Below are 20,087 nucleotides of genomic sequence, written 5' to 3'. Positions count from 1 at the left end.
ATTTTATTTTAAATTGTCACAGACTGGATGGATGAGTTTATGATTAAATTCATACTTAAACGGATATTTGAAGCGATACCAACACTGTTGGTATTAATTACTGTCTCCTTTTTCCTGATGCGATTCGCACCAGGTAACCCTTTTTCAAGTGAGCGCCCACTTCCACCGGAAGTTATGGCTAACATTGAAGCAAAATATGGCCTTGATAAGCCAGTATTCGAACAGTACACCACGTACTTGACCAACATCTTACAAGGTGATTTTGGTCCATCTTTTAAATATCAAGATTACACCGTAAACGAGCTTATTTCGGTTGCTTTACCTGTATCGGCCAAAGTAGGTCTGATTGCCTTCATCTTTACCGTTATCATGGGGGTAACCGTAGGGACTATTGCTGCTTTACGGCAAAACACTTGGCTCGATTACACGATTATGTCTACGGCCATGCTTGGGGTCGTTATGCCTTCTTTCGTATTGGCACCAGCATTGATTTATCTGTTCTCACTGCATTGGAATCTTTTCCCTGCTGGTGGCTGGCATGATGGTGGCTTTCAATACATCGTGTTACCCGTGATCGCCATGTCACTGCTTTATGTTGCAACGTTTGCACGTATTACTCGTGGCAGCATGATTGAGACATTGAACAGTAACTTTATCCGCACAGCTCGCGCAAAAGGCTTGAGCTATCGTTATATCGTTCTTAAGCACGCTCTTAAGCCTGCACTGTTGCCAGTAGTATCGTACATGGGCCCAGCGTTCGTAGGTATTATTACCGGTTCGGTAGTAGTAGAGACTATTTTCGGATTACCTGGTATCGGTAAGCTGTTTGTAAACGCAGCCTTTAACCGAGACTATTCGTTAGTAATGGGTGTCACCATCTTAATTGGTTTCCTATTCATTCTATTTAACGCCATCGTAGATATCTTGCTTGCGATGATCGACCCGAAAATTCGTTACTAAGGGAGTGTGGTAATGATGCTAACGAAAAAAGAAAACTTGGAAGCGGTAGAGAAGTTTTCCGAGAATTTAGAAATTGAAGGTCGTAGCTTGTGGCAAGATGCGCGTATCCGTTTTATGCGTAACAAAGCTGCGATGGTGAGTTTATTTATTCTAACCCTGATGACATTAGCAGTGATTTTCCTGCCAATGTTTGCTCAATACGCGTTTGATGATACGGATTGGTATGCCATGCATGCTGCACCAAGTGCTGAGCACTGGTTTGGTACTGATAGTCTTGGACGTGACCTTTATGTGCGTACATTAATGGGTGGCCGTATCTCTCTAATGGTAGGGGTTCTAGGTGCATTTGTTGCGGTACTGATTGGTACACTTTACGGTGCAACATCAGGCTTTATTGGTGGTCGTGTTGACCGCGTTATGATGCGTGTACTTGAGATTTTGTACGCTGTACCGTTTATGTTCTTGGTTATCGTTCTAGTAACATTCTTCGGTCGTAACATTGTGCTTATCTTTGTGGCTATCGGTGCGATTGCATGGCTGGACATGGCGCGTATTGTACGTGGTCAAACTCTTAGCTTACGCAGCAAAGAGTTTATCGAAGCGGCACACGTTTCGGGCGTGAGTAATTGGAAAATTATCACACGTCACATTGTCCCTAACGTACTTGGTATCGTAGCGGTGTATTCAACACTACTTATCCCAAGTATGATTTTGACAGAATCTTTCCTTTCATTCCTTGGCCTTGGCGTACAGGAGCCGATGACCAGTTGGGGCGCATTGCTTCAAGAGGGTTCTCAAACAATGGAAGTGGCTATTTGGCAGTTAGTTTTCCCTGCTATTTTCATGGTCGTAACCTTGTTCTGCTTTAACTATGTTGGCGATGGTCTTCGTGACGCGCTGGATCCAAAAGACAGATAAGAACTAGAAGAAAGGATTGAATATGAGCTTATTAGATGTCAAAGATCTGCGTGTTGAGTTCACCACGCAGGACGGTATTGTTACCGCTGTAAACGACTTGAATTTCTCCCTCAACCAAGGCGAAACGCTGGGTATTGTAGGTGAGTCCGGTTCAGGTAAATCGCAAACTGTATTCGCTATCATGGGCTTGTTAGCGAAAAACGGTATCATTTCGGGTAGTGCACAATTTGAAGGGCGTGAAATCCTCAACTTGCCAGAAAAAGAACTGAACAAAGTTCGCGCTGAGCAAATTGCGATGATTTTCCAAGACCCAATGACGTCGCTTAACCCATATATGAAAGTTAGCGACCAATTGATGGAAGTACTTATGCTGCACAAAGGCATGGGTAAAGCGGAGGCATTCGAAGAGTCTGTTCGTATGCTTGAAGCGGTAAAAATTCCAGAAGCGCGCAAGCGTATTACTATGTATCCACATGAATTTTCAGGCGGTATGCGTCAACGTGTGATGATTGCGATGGCGCTATTGTGTCGTCCAAAACTGCTGATTGCTGACGAACCGACAACGGCATTGGATGTAACGGTTCAGGCTCAGATCATGGACCTTCTGAACGAGCTTAAATCGGAGTTCAACACAGCTATTATCATGATTACGCATGACTTGGGTGTTGTTGCAGGTTCATGTGACAAAGTACTAGTTATGTACGCAGGTCGTACGATGGAGTACGGCACGGTAGATGAAATCTTCTATAACCCTAGCCACCCTTATGCGGAAGGTCTGTTAAAGGCAATCCCTCGTCTGGACACGGAAGGGGAGATCCTACCAACGATTCCAGGTAATCCACCAAACTTATTACGTTTGCCACCGGGCTGTCCTTACCAAGAGCGCTGCCACCGTGCAACTCCACAGTGTAGCGTGTCTGCGCCAACACTAGAGAACTTTGGACAAGGTCGTCAACGTGCGTGTTTTTCTGATTGGGAGGCTTGGGCAAAATGAATGCAATGACAAACAACAAATCACTATTACTTGATGTAAAAGAGCTAAAAGTACACTTCAGCATTGCATCGAAATCAGCTTGGCCTTGGTCAAAGCCGGCTCAGCTTAAAGCCGTAGATGGCGTAAATGTTCGTCTATACGAAGGTGAAACACTGGGTGTAGTAGGCGAGTCAGGTTGTGGTAAGTCTACGTTTGCACGCGCTATTATCGGTCTTGTAGAAGCGACAGATGGTGAAGTGATGTGGCTTGGTCAAGATTTGACTAAGATGCAAGCGGTTCAGCGTCGTGACACTCGCAAAGAAATCCAAATGATTTTCCAAGATCCTTTGGCATCACTTAACCCTCGTATGACGGTGGGTGACATCATTGCCGAGCCATTAGAGACCTTTTATCCAGAGCTCTCAAAACAGGAAGTGAAAGATCGCGTCAAAGAAATGATGGCAAAAGTAGGCCTGCTACCAAACGTGATTAACCGTTATCCGCACGAGTTCTCAGGTGGTCAGTGTCAGCGTATCGGTATTGCGCGTGCACTAATCTTACGTCCTAAGATGATTATTTGTGATGAGCCTGTATCGGCATTGGATGTATCTATCCAAGCTCAGGTGGTTAACCTACTGAAAGAGCTGCAAAAAGAGCTAGGCTTGAGTCTAGTGTTTATTGCGCATGACCTGTCAGTCGTGAAGCACATTTCTGATCGTGTTTTGGTAATGTATCTTGGCAATGCTGTTGAGTTAGGTGAGGCAGAAGCATTATTTGCCAATCCGTCGCATCCTTATACTAAAGCGCTAATGTCAGCGGTTCCGATTCCAGATCCAAAAATTGAGCGCACTAAAACCATTCAGATGTTGGAAGGGGATCTACCATCTCCGATCAGTCCTCCATCAGGTTGTGTGTTTAGAACACGCTGCCCACAAGCAACGGAGCAGTGTGCTCAACAGAAACCAACAATTCAGGGAACGGACGTACACGCAGTGTCGTGCCTAAACGTCAGTGTTTAGGGAATCCCACTAACCAGCAAGGAATGGCTCTAGTTGTTTGTGTGTGAATAATTAGAGCCGCTATTTTCAGCCTGTGACGGGCCTAAGCGCGGCAACTTTTTTGGTCGCGCTTTTTTTGTTCTCACCAAAAGATCATTCAAGTTATTCGAACGACTTCTTTCAAACCATCCCCTCAAGTTCTTCATGCTCGCTTCATATAATGTCATCACTAAATGAAGAGAAGGAATGAAAGCATGGGGAAATTGGTTGAAGGTGTTTGGCATGATGTGTGGTACGACACTAAGACGTCTGGCGGTAAGTTTGTGCGTGAAGATGCTGGCTTTCGTCATTGGATAGACAATAGCCCACAAGCAGAATTCCAGCCTGAATCTGGTCGCTATCATTTATACGTATCACTTGCGTGCCCTTGGGCTCATAGAACACTGATCTTTCGCGCTCTTAAAGGTTTGGAACCGCACATTGATGTTACGGTCGTGTGTCCTGACATGCTTTCAGAAGGGTGGTCTTTTGGACTTCCTGAACCTCTATTTGGATTCACCAAACTTCACCAAATTTATACACAAGCTAAACCGGACTATACCGGTCGAGTTACTGTACCTGTTTTGTGGGATAAAAAGACCAACACTATTGTGAGTAATGAGTCATCGGAAATCATCCGAATGTTCAACTCGGAGTTCAACCATCTGACAGGTAATAGTGACGATTTTTATCCGGAGAAATTGCAGTCCGCGATTGACGAGTGGAATGAGTTTATCTACCCAAACATTAACAATGGGGTATACCGTTGCGGTTTTGCAACTACTCAGGAGGCGTATGAAGAAGCTTACAATAGCTTGTTCGATGCTTTGGATAAGGTAGAAGCGCAGTTGGCGACCCATCGATACTTAACGGGTGACCAGATAACGGAAGCTGATTGGCGATTGTTTACCACATTAGTGCGTTTCGATGCGGTGTATGTGGGGCACTTTAAGTGCAATAAAAAACGTATCGCTGATTACGAAAATATCCAAGGTTTCCTCAAAGAGCTATACCAAGTTACAGGTGTTAAAGAGACCACGGATCTCTACCATATTAAACGCCACTACTACTTCAGTCATACGGGTATCAATCCAACTCAAATTGTTCCTGCTGGCCCTGATTTGGACTTGGATTCGCCTCATGGAAGAGAGCGTTAAATTGCATACAAAAAAAAAGCCTCCGATGATGGAGGCTTTTTTCATTCAGTTAAAGGGCAAATTACTTTTGCTCTTGACCTGATTGAATCGCAGTTAGTGCTACTGTGTACACGATATCGTCTACTAGTGCGCCACGAGAAAGGTCGTTAACTGGCTTGCGCATACCTTGCAGCATTGGACCGATAGAAACTAGGTCTGCTGAACGCTGTACCGCTTTGTATGTTGTGTTACCAGTGTTCAGATCTGGGAATACAAATACAGTCGCTTTACCTGCAACCGGAGAGTTAGGTGCTTTAGAAGCCGCTACGTTCTCCATGATCGCTGCATCGTACTGTAGAGGACCGTCGATGATAAGATCAGGACGTTTCTCTTTTGCTAGTTTGGTTGCTTCACGTACTTTATCTACATCAGCACCTTTACCAGACTCACCAGTAGAGTATGAGATCATTGCAACGCGTGGGTCGATACCGAATGCTGCAGCAGAGTCTGCAGATTGGATAGCGATTTCCGCAAGTTGCTCAGCTGTTGGGTCAGGGTTGATTGCACAGTCACCGTATACCAATACTTGATCAGGCAGAAGCATGAAGAAGATTGACGATACGATAGATGTACCCGGAGCCGTTTTGATGATTTGGAACGGAGGAACGATAGTATTTGCTGTTGTGTGAACAGCACCAGATACTAGACCGTCTACTTCGTTTGCTTCAAGCATCATTGTGCCAAGGTAAACAGAGTCTTGTAGCTTCTCACGAGCCACAACTTCAGTCATACCTTTCGCGCCGCGTAGTTCTACGAGACGAGCAACGTAGTTTTCACGTACCGCATCAGAATCGATGATTGTAACACCTGCACCTAGTTCAACACCTTGTTGTGCAGCTACGCGCTTGATTTCGTCTGGGTTACCAAGAAGCACACATTCCGCGATGCCACGCTCAGCACAGATAGCCGCAGCTTTAACTGTACGAGGCTCATCACCTTCAGGAAGAACGATACGTTTGCCAGCTTTACGAGCAAGTTCTGTTAACTGGTAACGGAATGCTGGTGGGCTTAGCTTACGAGTACCGATAGTACCTTCAAGTAAAGAGTCAATCCATGGACCGTCGATGTGACCAGCAACGTGCTCGTTAACGAACTCGATACGCTCTTTATCGTCTGCAGGTACTTCTAGGCTAAAGCTCTGTAGGTTCAGAGACGTTTGCCATGTGTTACCTTGAGCCTTAAAGATTGGCAGGCCAGTGTCTAGTGCTGGCTTGATTAGGTCAGCAATTTCAACAGGAACATCGTAGCCACCTGTTAATAGGATAGCGCCGATTTCTACACCGTTCATTGCAGCAAGTGCCGCAGCGACGATAACGTCTGGACGGTCTGCTGAAGTAACAAGTAGAGAACCTGGTTTGAAGTGCTCGATCATGTTCGGTAGAGAACGTGCACAGAACGTGATGCTCTTAATACGACGCTTCTCGATATCGCCCGCGTTAATTACTTCGGCATTTAGGTGCTGAGCCATGTCGATTGCACGCGTTGCAATTAAATCGATCTTCCAAGGCACGCAGCCAAGAACGCGGATTGGGCTAGTGTTGAAGATTTGCATTACTTCAAGGTTAGCTTGCTGCGCGGTGTCTGCGTCATCAAAGATTTCAGAAAGATCTGGACGAGTACGGCCTGCTTCATCAACAGGAGCGTTTAGCTTGTTGATGATAACGCCAGAGATGTTCTTGTTTTTAGTACCACCGTAGTTAGTACATGCAACTTCGATACGCTCTTTAAGCTGACTTGGGTTGTCAGTACCTGGCGTTGCTACGAATACGATCTCTGCACCAAGTGTTTTTGCGATTTCTGCGTTAACTGCGTTCGCAAATGGGTGTTTACGAGTCGGTACTAGACCTTCGATAAGCGTTACTTCAGCGTCTTTGCTTACTTGATTGTAACGTTCAACAATTGTCTCAAGTAGTACATCAACTTTTTCGCTACCGTATAGGTTCTCAACGTCAGACATTGGAAGTGGTTGGCCCACTTTCATATCGCTGCTGTTACCAACGATAGTTGAAGTTAAGTCTGGTTGATCGCCACCGTGGCGAGGCTGAGCGATAGGCTTGTAGAACGCAACGTTCACACCTTTGCGCTCCATAGCACGCAATACACCCATGCTAACACTGGTAAGACCTACGCCAGCGCTAGTTGGTACAAGCATAATAGTACGGGACATTCTTTGAGTACCTCAAACTATATGTAGGGAAGAAACTCAGCGTGGTGAACGTCCTTTTAGGAGAAAAACAGACGGTCGGCTGAGCCCAATAAGAAAACTGGCTAACCTAAGTTAGCCAGTTTGAAAATTAAAGACCCGTTAGACGCGCAGTGTCTTCAGCAATTACTAGCTCTTCGTTAGTAGAGATAACCATTGCAGGGATACGGCTGCTTGCTGCAGTGATAGTGCCTTCGCCGCCGAAACGAGCTTTAAGGTTAGCTTCACCGTCAACTTCGATGCCGAATACGCCTAGACGGTTTAGAACCATCTCACGGATTGGTGCAGAGTTTTCACCGATACCACCAGTGAACACGATAGCGTCTAGACGACCGTCAAGAGATGCAGTGTAACCCGCTACGTATTTCGCTAGACGGTGGCAGAACACGTCCATTGCACGAGTTGCTTCTTCTTTCTCACCGTAGTTGTCTTCAACGAAACGGCAGTCAGAAGTCACTTCAGTTAGACCTAGAAGGCCAGACTCTTTAGTTAGCATGTTGTTGATTTGCTCAACAGAGTAACCTAGTGCATCGTGTAGGTGGAAGATGATCGCTGGATCGATATCACCACAACGAGTACCCATTACTAGACCTTCAAGAGGAGTTAGACCCATTGAAGTATCTACAGATTCGCCGTTCTTGATAGCGCAAACAGAAGCACCGTTGCCTAGGTGGCAGTTGATGATGTTCAGTTCGTTAGCTGGCTTACCAAGTAGTTCAGCTGCTTCACGTGCGATGAATAGGTGAGACGTACCGTGCATGCCGTAGCGACGGATGCCGTGCTCTTTGTACAGGTTGTACGGTAGAGCGTATAGGTAAGACTCTTGAGGCATAGTTTGGTGGAACGCAGTGTCAAATACTGCTACGTTCTTAAGCTCTGGGAAGTTGTGCTTCGCCGCTTCGATACCGATGATGTGAGCTGGGTTGTGAAGAGGTGCAAATGTTGCAGAGTCTTCGATACCTTTAAGTACATCGTCTGTAATTAGCGCAGAAGATGTGAATTGCTCACCACCGTGAACGATACGGTGACCGATAGCGCCTAGGTTAGCTTTTAGCTCAGGTTTAGAAGCAAGGATAGTTTCTACCATGAATGCTAACGCTTCTTCGTGAGCAGCGCCGTCGCCTAGTTGAGCTTCGTGTTTACCATCAAGTTTCCACTTGATACGAGCTTCTGGAAGGTGTAGACATTCAGCAAGGCCTGTTAGGTGCTCATCACCGTTTTCTGCATCAACGATGGCGAACTTAAGAGAAGAACTACCGCAGTTTAAAACTAAAACCAGCTTAGACATTAGAGGTTACCTGTATTTTATTGATCATGGATCATTGGGGTATAAAACGTATCTCAAGGCTGAGAAGGTACAAAAGATTTACCATTCAGTCTTGGTCAAAAATTCATCAATTGCCGTATAATAATATGCGATTTCTTCATTAAAATCACATTTGCGTCCTTGCGACGTTCATCTCTTGGTTGCCTTATTTGTAAATAAAGACAACAATGAGATTGAGGAAACGCAAAGAATAACGATAATGACAGAAGATAACAAAATAAATTTGAAAGAATATTAACTTCAGTCAATATTTTGCTGATTTAGTTGAAGAGTTCAACTTTTTTTTAGTGAGGTTGCCTATGAGCGAGCGAGTAAGTCTGACTCAGAGTATAAAAAATGGCCAAAAGTACATGGAGCTGTGGCCAATGAGAAAGGAACTCACACCATTGTTCCCAGAGCAGCGCATAATCAAAGCAACAAAGTTTGGTATCAAAGTCATGCCTGCGGTTGCCGCTATTAGTGTGTTAACGCAAATGGCGTTTAGCAATGCTCAAGCCATGCCACAATCTATTGTTATCGCGTTGTTTGCTATCAGCTTACCAGTTCAAGGTATGTGGTGGCTTGGAAACCGCTACAACACACAACTACCTCCAGCACTTGCGTCTTGGTATCGAGAGCTGCATCAAAAGATCATTGAGACGGGCTGTGCGATGGAGCCAGTTAAGGCCAAGCCCAAATATAAAGAACTCGCTGTCACTCTAAATAGAGCGTTTAGACAGCTCGATCGCAGCGATTTTGACCGTTGGTTCTAATTTAATTGGCTTCAAAACAAAACCCCGCATTAATGCGGGGTTTTGTTTTATAGAGGCTTGTCTTAGTAACCGCTATTCATAGGCACGACGGATCTTGTAGACGGTGCCACTGTCTGTCGTAAACCATACGTTACCCGCGGCATCAGAAGTGATATCGCGGATACGTTCGCCCAGCTCTTCATAATAGCGGCGTTCTTCGAGTACTTGGCCTGCTTCATTGACATCGAGGACGTTCATATGAGTGAGCTTTAATGCGCCAATCAGAAGTATGCCGTTTAATCGAGGGAACTTCTCTCCTTGATAAAGGTGTAGTGAACCAGGTGCGATAGAGGGGATGTACACTTTCTTCGGCGACTCTATTCCATCTTTTTCTTGAGCTTCCCCCGCATTAATCGGCCCCCAATATTCCTTTCCATGAGAAGTAATTGGCCAGCCATAGTTTGCCCCAGCTTTGATTAAGTTGAGCTCATCTCCACCTCGTGGTCCGTGTTCAATGGCCCAAAGCTGTTTTCTATTGCTGTCGTAGATTATGCCCTGTGGGTTTCGGTGACCATACGAGTAAATCTCGGGGGCAAAGCGCTTGTTATCAATAAATGGATTGTCTTTAGGCACGCTGCCATCTTGATTAAGCCGAATTATAGTACCCGCGTGATTGTCGGTTTGCTGCGCATTATCCCGTTCCCCTGCGTCTCCGATGGTCATGTAGATATAGCCTTCATCATCAAAAGCAAGACGACTGCCAAAATGTCGCCCCGAGGTGACGACAACGTTGCTGGAGAACAAGTCCTGCCATGATTCTATTGTTGACCCGTTTAAACGCGCTTTGGCAAGTGTCGGGGTGCCACCTTTACCATCGGGTTTGGCATAAGTGAAATAAAAAACATTTTTGTCTTTAGGACTAGCGATGATGTCCATTAAACCGCCTTGACCCGACGAATACACATTTGGCACACCGGAGACAGCAGATACCTTCCCGGTTTCCCCATCAAGGATAACAAGACTGCCTTGGCGTAAAGCTATCAAAAAACGTTTGTTATCAATTGGCTCTATTGACCACGGTACGCCATCAATGACGGCAACTTTATCGAGCTTGCTGCTTTCCAATTCCCTCGCAAACCCGAATGCAGAGAACACACAAATTAGAGATATGAATAAAGCTTTTTGAATATGTAGGTTCATGAAGGTCTTCCTTGGTAACTATCGGGAGCGAGCATATATGAAGCTGAACGCTATCTGTATGAATATAGATACCTTTCACAAAAAATCACTCACAATCCTTCACTTTTGTCAAAAATGCATTACGCTAAGATTTGACTAAATATTAGTCGCATGTATCGTATAGTGTACATCCTGATTAAAATGTATGTCATTAAATCAATCTTTCAGCACGTTTATCTGGTCGGTTTGTTAATATTATCTTTCAATTTGGTAAGCTTACTGGTAGAAATAGCAGTAAGTCGAAAATTAAATAAATATTCGACATTTAATGTAAAACAATAATTACACCTAATTTCCTCTTGAGTGAGAGCTTTCTGCCTCACAAGGAAAAATTGCTGAATCAAGGAGTGAAGATGAAAGCAAGCAAGTTACTTGTCACAGCAGCACTAACTGGCGTGGCTCTATTATCGTCTACGAGCATTATGGCAAAGACGGCAAAAGTGGCAGTATCCCAAATCGTTGAACACCCAGCGCTTGATGCGACTCGCCAAGGCTTGGTGGATGGTTTAAAAGCGAAAGGGTATGAGCAAGGAAAGAATCTAGAATTTGACTATAAAACGGCGCAGGGCAATCCAGCTATTGCGGTACAGATTGCACGCCAATATGTAGGTGAGCGCCCTGACGTTCTTGTTGGTATAGCAACTCCAACGGCTCAGGCTCTGGTATCAGCAACGCGCGATATCCCGGTTGTTTTCACTGCCGTTACTGATCCAGTGGGAGCGAAGTTAGTGAAGCAGCTTGAGCAACCAGGTAAAAATGTAACGGGTCTGTCTGACCTTTCTCCTGTTGATCAACACGTTGAATTAATTCAAGAAATCATGCCAGATGTAAAAAGTATTGGTGTGGTTTATAACCCAGGTGAAGCTAACGCGGTTAGCCTTATGAAGCTGCTTAAAGAGAGCACTGATAAGCGCGGTATTGAATTGGTAGAAGCGACGGCACTTAAAAGTGCTGATGTACAAACTGCGACTCAAGCAATTGCTGCTAAATCAGACATCATCTACGCACTTATCGATAATACGGTTGCTAGTGCGATTGAAGGCATGATTGTTTCTGCAAATCAAGCGAAGAAACCGGTATTTGGTGCAGCAACGTCTTATGTTGAGCGTGGTGCGGTAGCAAGTCTTGGGTTCGACTACTACCAAATTGGTGTCCAAACCGCAGACTACGTAGCCGATATCCTAGATGGTAAAGATCCAGGCCAAATGGATGTCAAAGTTGCGAAAGGCTCTGACTTGGTTATCAATGCAACAGCAGCTAAAAAATTGGGTTTAGCGATTCCTAAATCAGTGATGGATCGTGCAACAAGCGTAAAGTAACGCACGAGTGATAGTGGCTGGGCTTTGTGATTTAAGGCCCAGCTTTTTTATTAAGCAGAAGAGGAGTTGTTATGTCTGCTTTCGCTTTTTTCGGCGCTCTAGAAATCGGTCTTATCTACGGACTGGTCGCGTTGGGTGTCTATCTCACCTTCCGAGTTCTTGATTTTCCAGATCTTAGTGTTGATGGCAGTTTCCCTATGGGAGCGGCCGTTGCAGCGACCGCTATTGTAGCTGGAATCGACCCTTGGATTGCAACGGGGATGGCTATCGTTGCTGGTGCAGCAACGGGTTGGGTGACAGCATTCTTAGCCGTTAGGTGTGGCATTCTTCATCTTCTAGCATCTATCTTGACTATGATCGCGGCGTTTTCGATCAATATTCGAATCATGGGACGCCCAAATATTGCACTACTTGGTGAAGATACTATTTTAACTCCATTTGAAATGATGGGTGATGCCATGTACATCAGGCCTTTAGTGGTGGGTGTACTCGTTCTGGTGTCGGCATGGTTTGTTGTCCGCCTTCTTAATAGTGATTTCGGTTTGGGGCTACGAGCGACTGGTGTCAATGCGCGCATGGTTAAGGCTCAAGGTGCAAGCACATCGTTTTATACCTATTTTTGTCTTGCTTTATCCAACGGTTTCGTAGGTTTCGCTGGTGCGCTGTTCGCTCAGACCAATAGCTTTGCGGATGTGACTTCTGGTGTGGGTACGATCGTGGTTGGCCTTGCTGCTGTTATTCTGGGTCAGACCTTGATTCCGGGTAAAAAGATTTGGGTAGCGGTGACCGCGGTGATTGTCGGTTCCGTCTTGTATCGTCTAGCTGTGGCGTTCGCATTAAGTTCTGGCATGTTTGGATTGCAAGCATCGGACCTTAACTTGGTGACGGCGGTCTTGGTAGCCATCGCACTGATTGCTCCGAAACTAAAAGGAAACCTCAAAGCAAAAAAGGGCGTTAAGCCTGTAAAGAGTCAAGCAGTATCTAATTCAGGCAAAGCGGGGAAAGTAGCATGATTCGTTTAGAAGATATTCAAGTTACCTTCAACCCAGGTACTATCCTAGAAAACCAAGCATTGAAAGGCGTTAATCTAGAGGTTCCGGAACATCAGTTTCTAACGGTGATTGGTTCAAATGGAGCGGGTAAATCTACGTTACTTGGCGCTGTTACTGGTGAAACACCTATGATTGGCGGTCGAGTGCTCATTGACGAAATGGACGTGACCAGACAAACGGTAGATCAGCGAGCAAACCAATGTGCTCGTGTATTCCAGGACCCCTTAGCAGGAACGTGTGGTGACCTTTCTATTGAAGAAAACATGGCGCTGGCATATATGCGTGGTAAAAAACGGGGCTGGAGTTTGTCGCTATCGTCAAAGCGTCGCAAGCTATTCCAAGAGCGCATTAGCATTCTTGGTTTAGGCCTTGAAGACCGATTGAGTGACAATATTGGGTTACTTTCAGGTGGTCAGCGCCAAGCGGTAAGTTTGGTGATGGCAACGCTGTCAGATAGTAAGCTGTTACTGCTTGACGAGCATACAGCGGCACTTGACCCACGTATGGCAGCTTTTGTTATCGACTTAACTAAAAAGGTGATCAAGGAGTTTAACCTTACGGTAATGATGGTAACGCACTCGATGAAAGATGCGCTGGCCTGCGGTGATCGAACCGTAATGCTACACCAAGGAGAAATTGTCTTGGACGTAGAAGGGGAACAGCGCGCAAATATGCAAGTTCCAGATCTATTAGAAATGTTCTCAAAAGTTCGTGGTGAAGAACTGGCGGATGACAGTTTGCTATTGAGTTAACTGTCTATTCTCAAACATCAATAATCGAGCTGTTTCTAAGCCTCAGTGCTACGCCTACAGACTGTGATCCCTCTTCAATTTGAAGGGGGATTTTTTATTGCGGTTATTCAACTAAGATAACGTAATCTCGTTCCCTCTATTTAAAGAAGAATAACAATGAAACAGCCTTTTTTATTTCATCCACAGACTCATGATGGGGTGGTGCGCGTCGAAGATAAGCTAACCATTACTTTGTTTGCTGAAGCAAAAGATTATGAGTCGGTAAGCCTTCGTCATGAGCCTGACAATGAAGAGTACATAGTCCCTATGTCTAAGGTGGGCACGAAAGGACGACTTGATATTTGGCAGGCGACGCTTCCTCTTAGCGAAGATAAAGATGTTACTTACTACGTGTTTAAGGCTCTAACGCAAACGGATCAGTACTGGTTAGATGCCCGCGGTGTTCAAAAACGTATGCCCGGGCGAGAGTACCATTTTAAGTACAATCGCTGTCATCAGCCCCCAAGTTGGGTAGCAGAGCAAGTTTTCTACCAAATCTTCCCTGAACGTTTTTGCAACGGTGACCCAGACTTAGCGGTGGAAACGGGTGAATATCAATACCCTGCTCGGAATAGACAGTCTGTGAAAAAACAGTGGGGAGAAAGTGTTGGTACTCATGGTGATACTGGTGCAGTAGAGTTCTTCGGTGGTGACCTTGCGGGCATCGAAAGTAAACTCGACTATCTTCAAGATTTAGGTATCACTACGCTTTATCTGAACCCAATATTCACGTCATACTCTAACCATAAATACGATACCGTTGATTACTACTCAATTGATCCAAAATTTGGCACTAATGAACAATTTGCCCAATTGACGGATAAGCTTCATCAACGAGGCTTGAAAGTAGTGCTAGATGCAGTACTCAATCACACATCCACCTCACATTCATGGTTCGATATCCTTAGTCACGGCAATGGAGCTTATACATCGCAAGATAGCCCATATCGTGATTACTACTTTTTTGAAGCTGACTCAGATAGGTACGTTGGCTGGAAAGGGATTGACACGTTACCAGTATTGAATTTCCACAACCAAGAAGTATGCAACCAGATCTATCTGGACGAAAGCTCAGTCATCAAGTACTGGCTAAAGCCCCCATATAATATCGATGGCTGGCGTTTTGATGTGATTCATATGTTAGGTGAAGGAGAGGGAGCAACCAATAATGCGCATTATGTGAAAGCATTCCGTGATTCGATGAAGTCGGTGAACCCAGATTCTTATATGCTCGGAGAGCATTTCTTTGAGGCGACTCAGTGGCTACAGGGTGATCAAGAAGATGGGGCGATGAACTATTATGGATTCGCGCATCCAGTTAGGGCTTTGCTAGCAAGCAAGGACATTCAATTTGATCCAATTAACATTGACTGCCATGACTTTCTTGAGTGGCTTCAGGAAGCAAGTGCAAAGGTTCCATGGAACAACCAGCTGTCACAGCTCAACCAGTTAGATAGCCATGATACTGAACGCTTTATTACAACACTTAGTGGAGACAAAGCGAAGTTTGCTATCGCGAACCAGCTATTGATGTCTTTTGTGGGGGCGCCTTGTTTGTATTACGGTGCCGAGATTGCTCTAGAAGGCTCTCACGACCCAGACAACCGTCGTTGCTTCCCTTGGGAACAGATTGAGCACAGTGAATGGCTACCGTACTTTAAAAAGATGATTGCCATTCGTCGGCGCTCGAAGGCACTGCAAAAAGGTAGCTTTATGCCTTTGTATGTTGATGACGCTTGTTTGGTATTCGCTCGCCAACTCGATAGCGAAGTGGTGATAAGTGGATTCAATCTAGGAAAACAATCTAACCAAGTAGAATTGCCCGTTTGGAAGCTGGGGATTGAACAGGGAGCGTTTCGTTGTCCAATTACCGAAAAGATGATCTCTGCTAACAAAGGAATGCTCACCGTCTCGATAGAAGGCGAACATTCACTGCTTCTAACCCTTTAGCCTGAGTAAACTACTGTGGCAATGTCTCAAGTACATTGTCACGGTAGTTCTGTATATGCTCAACGATAGGTGCAGCCTTATTGAAAGTGCGTATTTCTCGGAACAACTCGTTCGCTTGAGGATATTGTTGACGAAGATATGAGAACCATTGTTTTACTCGGTTAGGGTAGTACAGTCCTTTGTCGCCTTTGATTTCATAAGTCGAATAGACCAGCAACAAATCAACCACGTCTTGCCATGGCATCACGGTGTGGTTATGTTTCACTACATTGCCGAGGTTAGGGACATTAAACGCGCCACGGCAGACCATGAGTGAATCAACACCGGTAGTTTCTATACAGCGTTGACCATCTTCAAAGTTCCAGATTTCACCGTTGGCAATTAAGGGAACTGATGTTTTCTTGCGGATCTCATTGATATATTCCCACTTGATCTCGCTTGCCTTATAGCCACCAGTTTTGGTTCTAGCATGAACGGTTAACTCGTTGGCTCCAGCTTGCTCTATCGCATCGACAATCTCAAAGCAATCATCCGGGTTTTCCCAACCTAGGCGGATTTTCGCTGTCACCGGGATATTGCGGTCAACAGCTTCACGACACGCTTTAACGACGTTATGAATAAGCTCTGGATGTCGCAGTAGGGCAGCGCCCCCTTTGCTTTTGTTAACCAGTTTTGCGGGGCAACCAAAATTAAGGTCGATACCTTTAGCACCGAGGCTCGCCGCTCTTACAGCATTTTCTGCCATCCAGCGAGGGTCTTGACCCAGTAATTGAATATGAACGGGTGTACCGGATTTGGTCATTGAACCTTGCGCTAACTCAGGGCACAGTCGGTGGAATACGTGATCGGGTAGGGTTTGGTCAACGACACGAACAAACTCAGTCACACAGAGATCGTAATCGTTGATCTCTGTAAGAATCTCTCGCATTAGATGATCTAAAACGCCCTCCATTGGGCCCAAAACAACACGCATACCAGTTCTCACTATACTCAGGGAGCGGGGATTCTACCTGTTATAGGGTAAAGAATCGACCATTGAGTTCAGCGACGTAGCCAAATATACTTGCTGCAAATTTTTAAGATAAAAGATCAACGTATGAAATTCATCGAGCTACCTGCTGATTGGACAGGTGAGTCTAGGGCATTTATTGAAGGCGCAATCTTGGCGGCAAACTTTGCGGTCGAACCATTAAAGCCGGAAAGCTGGTTAGCTAATGTGGTCGGCGACTATTCGGCTGAGCAAGAAGCATGGATTGTAGATCATCTAAATGCTCAATACGCCCAATTGAAGACCGCTCAATACCATCTTACGGATTTTATTGGCAGTAATACTGAGCAGTTAGCAGACGTAGCCGAAGGGTTTATGACTGTGTGGCCTACTGTTGAACAGCAATGGATTAACAAGCAGTTTGCAGATGGCTCGCAGCGCATGCTTCAAGCGCTGTTAACTACGTTTATGCTGGCTATTGATGAAGAGCAGACGCATAACGAAATGCGTCAAGCAGGGTATGAAAAGCTACCACAACTAACGGAATTTCTACCACAGTTAGATGCGATGATACACGAAGTAGGTATGGCGGCTGATGAAATGATGATTGGACATCAATCTCAAACCGTTAACCCGTTTAAAGACGTGGGCCGTAATGACACTTGTCCTTGTGGTAGTGGCAAAAAGTTCAAGAAGTGCTGTGGTCAGTAATCGCTTACAACCATAAGAAACAAAGCCTCCAATTTGGAGGCTTTGTTTTATCAATTAGTTACCGAAAAGCGTTACTGAAAACCACGTGCTCTGGAGCCAGACAGTTTCGCGCTTTGGGAGATAATGATGATGGCCAGTGCAACTAAGTTACCTGCAAAGATAATCACCAGCCATTGTGGCATTGATAGTGTCAGGAACTGCCATACGACTTTAGAACAGTCACCGTAGGCTTCAAATAACCAAGGAGCCCATTGATTTAAAGGTGCCCAATCTGGGAAGGTGACGAACAAATCACAGGTCTTGAAAGGTGATGGATTGAACTGATAGTCCACGTGTTCAAGCGCCAATGTTAATCCTTTGATTGCCGAAGCACCCCAAGCACCAAATCCAATCCAACGCATTACCGTATTTTTCGGATTGATCATACCTATTAACGCAGCACCGGTAATACCAAACATGGCAACCCGTTCATAAATACACATCACGCATGGACCAAGCTGCATAACATGTTGGAAGAATAAGGCACAAAGCTCGAAGAAAATGGTGCAGATAAAAAGCAGGCCCCAAGACAAACGAGTTTTGGAAAATGCTTTGATGTTGGAAAGAACCGTCACTGATACGTCCTTGTTGAAATAAAAAAGCTCTGAATACTCAGAGCTTTTTAACGCGGATTAGTTTCACAATCAACTAAAAATTAGTGCCCAGATGAGACACTCGCCTCAATTACCTTACCTGTGGCTTCGGTAATCCAGCCTAGATCGTAGAATATCGCTGTCATTGGCTCTAAGAGATAAACAATACCAAATAAGCCGACCAAAGCGAGAACGATAGTGTATGGCAGGGCCATGACCACCATCTTGCCATAAGACAAACGAATAAGTGGTGCTAAAGCAGATGTGAGCAGGAATAAGAAGGCTGCTTGTCCGTTCGGTGTTGCTACTGAAGGTAGGTTAGTACCTGTGTTAATAGCGACGGCCAATAAGTCAAACTGCGCTCGGTCAATGACACCCTCGACCAATGCTGTTTTCACTTCGTTAATATATACCGTACCAACGAAGACGTTATCAGATACCATCGACAACAGACCGTTCGCAACATAGAACAGCGCCAACTGAGTACCTTTGTCTTCGATATGCAGCACAGCATCAATGATTGGCTTGAACAGCCCTTGGTCAATAATTACAGCAACGATTGAGAAGAACACTGCAAGTAGTGCCGTGAATGGTAGTGCCTCTTCAAACGCTTTACCCATTGAGTGCTCTTCAATAACACCGGTAAAAGACGTTGCAAGAATAATCACAGACAGGCCAATAAGACCGACAGCGGCCAAGTGCATTGCAAGAGCAACAATCAACCAAACTGCGATAGCACCTTGAATCCAAAGCTTAGCAACATCTTGTTTAGTACGTGTTTTACGTTCTTCGCGGTCGAAATCAACAAGGATTTGACGAACGTTGTCTGGTAGCTTGGCGCCATAGCCAAATACCTTGAATTTCTCAACAAGTGCACAAGTAATAAGGCCACAAACGAATACTGGCGCAGTAACTGGCAGCATTCGCATGATGAACTCACCGAACAGCCATCCTGCTTGATCGGCAATAATTAGGTTCTGTGGCTCACCAACCATGGTCATTACGCCACCCAGTGCGGTACCAACACCAGCGTGCATAAGTAGTGAGCGTAAGAACGCGCGGTAGTCTTCCAAGTCATCACGAGTTAGTTCAGATAAGTGTTCATCTTGAGTATGGTCATGAGAAGAACTGCTAGGTTGACCAGACGCGACTTTGTGATAAATCGAGTAGAAACCTACAGCTACGCTGATAACAACAGCGATAACGGTCAGAGCATCTAGGAACGCAGACAGAAAAGCGGCTGCGAAACAGAATGCGAGAGACAACATTGTTTTAGAGCGGATACCGAGAAGTATTTTAGTAAAGATGAACAGCAAAAGCTGCTTCATAAAGTAAATACCGGCAACCATAAACACTAGAAGCAATAGAACTTCAATGTTGTTGACGATTTCATGCTTCACCATACCCGGGCTGGTCATCCCAATTGCAACGGCTTCGATTGCAAGTAGGCCACCAGGCTGTAATGGGTAGCATTTTAGCGCCATAGCAAGCGTGAAAATGAACTCAATGACCAACAGCCAACCAGCGGTAAACGGGTCAATGAAGAAGAAAACGATAGGGTTGATAATTAGGAAAGCGATGATCGCTACTTTATACCAATCGGGAGCCTTACCAAGAAAGTTCTTGATAAAAGCATTTCCTAAAGACATCGGCATAGTAATACTCTTATGTTGTTATTAATCGACAAATGCAAGGGTACGAGAGTATTTGAGAGGGCTTCCAAAATATCTAACTTAAAAAACTTAGTAAACGAACAATGCTTACATGGAGTGGAGACCATTGTTCACTTGCCAAGTCCCTCAGTTGCTAAGCACTCCTTGCTTCGCCCGAAACTCTACTCTTCGGTAAGATATAGTCAACAAAAATTACAAATTCAGATTGGTAAATTTCTACTTTTTGTTAAAAACGCGATCTATGTGTAATAAGCAAAACATAGACCTATACAATAGTTGCGTTTTTAGCCTCTAGGTGGCTGACCACCTAAAATATGACTCATGGATAATATTCGAAACATAGCCTTCAAAAAAGTATGTTTTTTAGCGTGATTTGCGCCTAATACT

Annotated in this window: 17 protein-coding genes; 11 read left to right on the top strand and 6 right to left on the bottom strand. The window is 44.9% G+C overall.

The window, feature by feature from the left end:
* Positions 1-39: 39 nt before the first annotated feature.
* The 5 genes from oppB (at position 40) to MMA19_RS17680 (ending at position 5,045) form a co-directional block, all read left to right on the top strand.
* Positions 40-960 (top strand): oligopeptide ABC transporter permease OppB, encoded by a 921-nt coding sequence (gene oppB, locus MMA19_RS17700; RefSeq protein WP_006070023.1) that lies wholly within the window; start codon positions 40-42, stop codon positions 958-960.
* Positions 961-975: 15 nt separating this feature from the next.
* Positions 976-1,878 carry an oligopeptide ABC transporter permease OppC gene (gene oppC, locus MMA19_RS17695; RefSeq protein ID WP_031493371.1) on the top strand — a complete coding sequence of 301 codons (903 nt, stop codon included), beginning with the start codon at positions 976-978 and terminating at the stop codon, positions 1,876-1,878.
* 22 nt (positions 1,879-1,900) lie between these two features.
* Positions 1,901-2,872, top strand: coding sequence for an ABC transporter ATP-binding protein (locus MMA19_RS17690; RefSeq protein ID WP_006070025.1), 972 nt, complete (start codon positions 1,901-1,903; stop codon positions 2,870-2,872).
* Between the two features lie 5 nt (positions 2,873-2,877).
* The gene (gene oppF, locus MMA19_RS17685) at positions 2,878-3,870 is read left to right on the top strand and encodes a murein tripeptide/oligopeptide ABC transporter ATP binding protein OppF (protein WP_038221908.1); all 993 of its coding nucleotides are present in this window, start codon (positions 2,878-2,880) and stop codon (positions 3,868-3,870) included.
* 233 nt (positions 3,871-4,103) lie between these two features.
* A complete protein-coding gene (locus MMA19_RS17680) occupies positions 4,104-5,045 on the top strand; it encodes a glutathione S-transferase family protein (RefSeq protein WP_240206829.1) in 942 nt (313 codons plus the stop codon).
* Positions 5,046-5,106: 61 nt separating this feature from the next.
* Here the strand turns inward: MMA19_RS17680 and pta are convergent, their stop codons facing one another.
* Positions 5,107-7,251, bottom strand: coding sequence for a phosphate acetyltransferase (pta, locus tag MMA19_RS17675; RefSeq protein ID WP_006070028.1), 2,145 nt, complete (start codon positions 7,249-7,251; stop codon positions 5,107-5,109).
* Positions 7,252-7,378: 127 nt separating this feature from the next.
* On the bottom strand, positions 7,379-8,575 hold the full coding sequence (locus MMA19_RS17670; RefSeq protein WP_240206828.1) for an acetate kinase: 1,197 nt from the start codon (positions 8,573-8,575) through the stop codon (positions 7,379-7,381).
* Between the two features lie 338 nt (positions 8,576-8,913).
* Here MMA19_RS17670 and yfbV point away from each other — a divergent pair, with 338 nt between their 5' ends.
* Positions 8,914-9,366 carry a terminus macrodomain insulation protein YfbV gene (gene yfbV / locus MMA19_RS17665; RefSeq protein ID WP_006070030.1) on the top strand — a complete coding sequence of 151 codons (453 nt, stop codon included), beginning with the start codon at positions 8,914-8,916 and terminating at the stop codon, positions 9,364-9,366.
* 72 nt (positions 9,367-9,438) lie between these two features.
* On the opposite strand, the gene MMA19_RS17660 is transcribed toward yfbV, so the two are convergent.
* Positions 9,439-10,545 carry a PQQ-dependent sugar dehydrogenase gene (locus MMA19_RS17660; protein ID WP_006070031.1) on the bottom strand — a complete coding sequence of 369 codons (1,107 nt, stop codon included), beginning with the start codon at positions 10,543-10,545 and terminating at the stop codon, positions 9,439-9,441.
* 392 nt (positions 10,546-10,937) lie between these two features.
* On the opposite strand from MMA19_RS17660, the gene MMA19_RS17655 reads away from it, so the two are divergent.
* The 4 genes from MMA19_RS17655 to malZ all read left to right on the top strand — a co-directional run bounded on the left by MMA19_RS17655 (position 10,938) and on the right by malZ (position 15,696).
* A complete protein-coding gene (locus MMA19_RS17655; protein ID WP_006070032.1) occupies positions 10,938-11,903 on the top strand; it encodes an ABC transporter substrate-binding protein in 966 nt (321 codons plus the stop codon).
* 71 nt (positions 11,904-11,974) lie between these two features.
* The gene (locus MMA19_RS17650) at positions 11,975-12,916 is read left to right on the top strand and encodes an ABC transporter permease (protein WP_006070033.1); all 942 of its coding nucleotides are present in this window, start codon (positions 11,975-11,977) and stop codon (positions 12,914-12,916) included.
* Entirely contained in the window at positions 12,913-13,707 is a 795-nt protein-coding gene (locus tag MMA19_RS17645) for an ABC transporter ATP-binding protein (protein ID WP_006070034.1), read from the top strand. The genes MMA19_RS17650 and MMA19_RS17645 overlap by 4 nt, the downstream gene beginning before the upstream one ends.
* Before the next feature lie 156 nt (positions 13,708-13,863).
* A complete protein-coding gene (gene malZ, locus MMA19_RS17640; RefSeq protein WP_236111339.1) occupies positions 13,864-15,696 on the top strand; it encodes a maltodextrin glucosidase in 1,833 nt (610 codons plus the stop codon).
* A gap of 10 nt (positions 15,697-15,706) precedes the next feature.
* On the opposite strand, the gene dusC is transcribed toward malZ, so the two are convergent.
* Positions 15,707-16,669 carry a tRNA dihydrouridine(16) synthase DusC gene (gene dusC, locus MMA19_RS17635; protein ID WP_240206826.1) on the bottom strand — a complete coding sequence of 321 codons (963 nt, stop codon included), beginning with the start codon at positions 16,667-16,669 and terminating at the stop codon, positions 15,707-15,709.
* Between the two features lie 123 nt (positions 16,670-16,792).
* Between dusC and MMA19_RS17630 the strand changes: the two genes are divergently transcribed.
* Positions 16,793-17,395 carry a YecA family protein gene (locus MMA19_RS17630; protein WP_240206825.1) on the top strand — a complete coding sequence of 201 codons (603 nt, stop codon included), beginning with the start codon at positions 16,793-16,795 and terminating at the stop codon, positions 17,393-17,395.
* Positions 17,396-17,466: 71 nt separating this feature from the next.
* On the opposite strand, the gene dsbB is transcribed toward MMA19_RS17630, so the two are convergent.
* A complete protein-coding gene (dsbB, locus tag MMA19_RS17625) occupies positions 17,467-18,009 on the bottom strand; it encodes a disulfide bond formation protein DsbB (RefSeq protein WP_006070038.1) in 543 nt (180 codons plus the stop codon).
* A gap of 80 nt (positions 18,010-18,089) precedes the next feature.
* Positions 18,090-19,682 carry a Na(+)/H(+) antiporter NhaB gene (gene nhaB / locus MMA19_RS17620; protein ID WP_038229448.1) on the bottom strand — a complete coding sequence of 531 codons (1,593 nt, stop codon included), beginning with the start codon at positions 19,680-19,682 and terminating at the stop codon, positions 18,090-18,092.
* Between the last annotated feature and the right edge of the window lie 405 nt (positions 19,683-20,087).

This window comes from Vibrio sp. CyArs1, assembly GCF_022432925.1.
GTDB lineage: Bacteria > Pseudomonadota > Gammaproteobacteria > Enterobacterales > Vibrionaceae > Vibrio > Vibrio mediterranei.
Note: the sequence above shows the minus strand (reverse complement) of the source record. Positions and strands in the feature narration are given on the sequence as shown.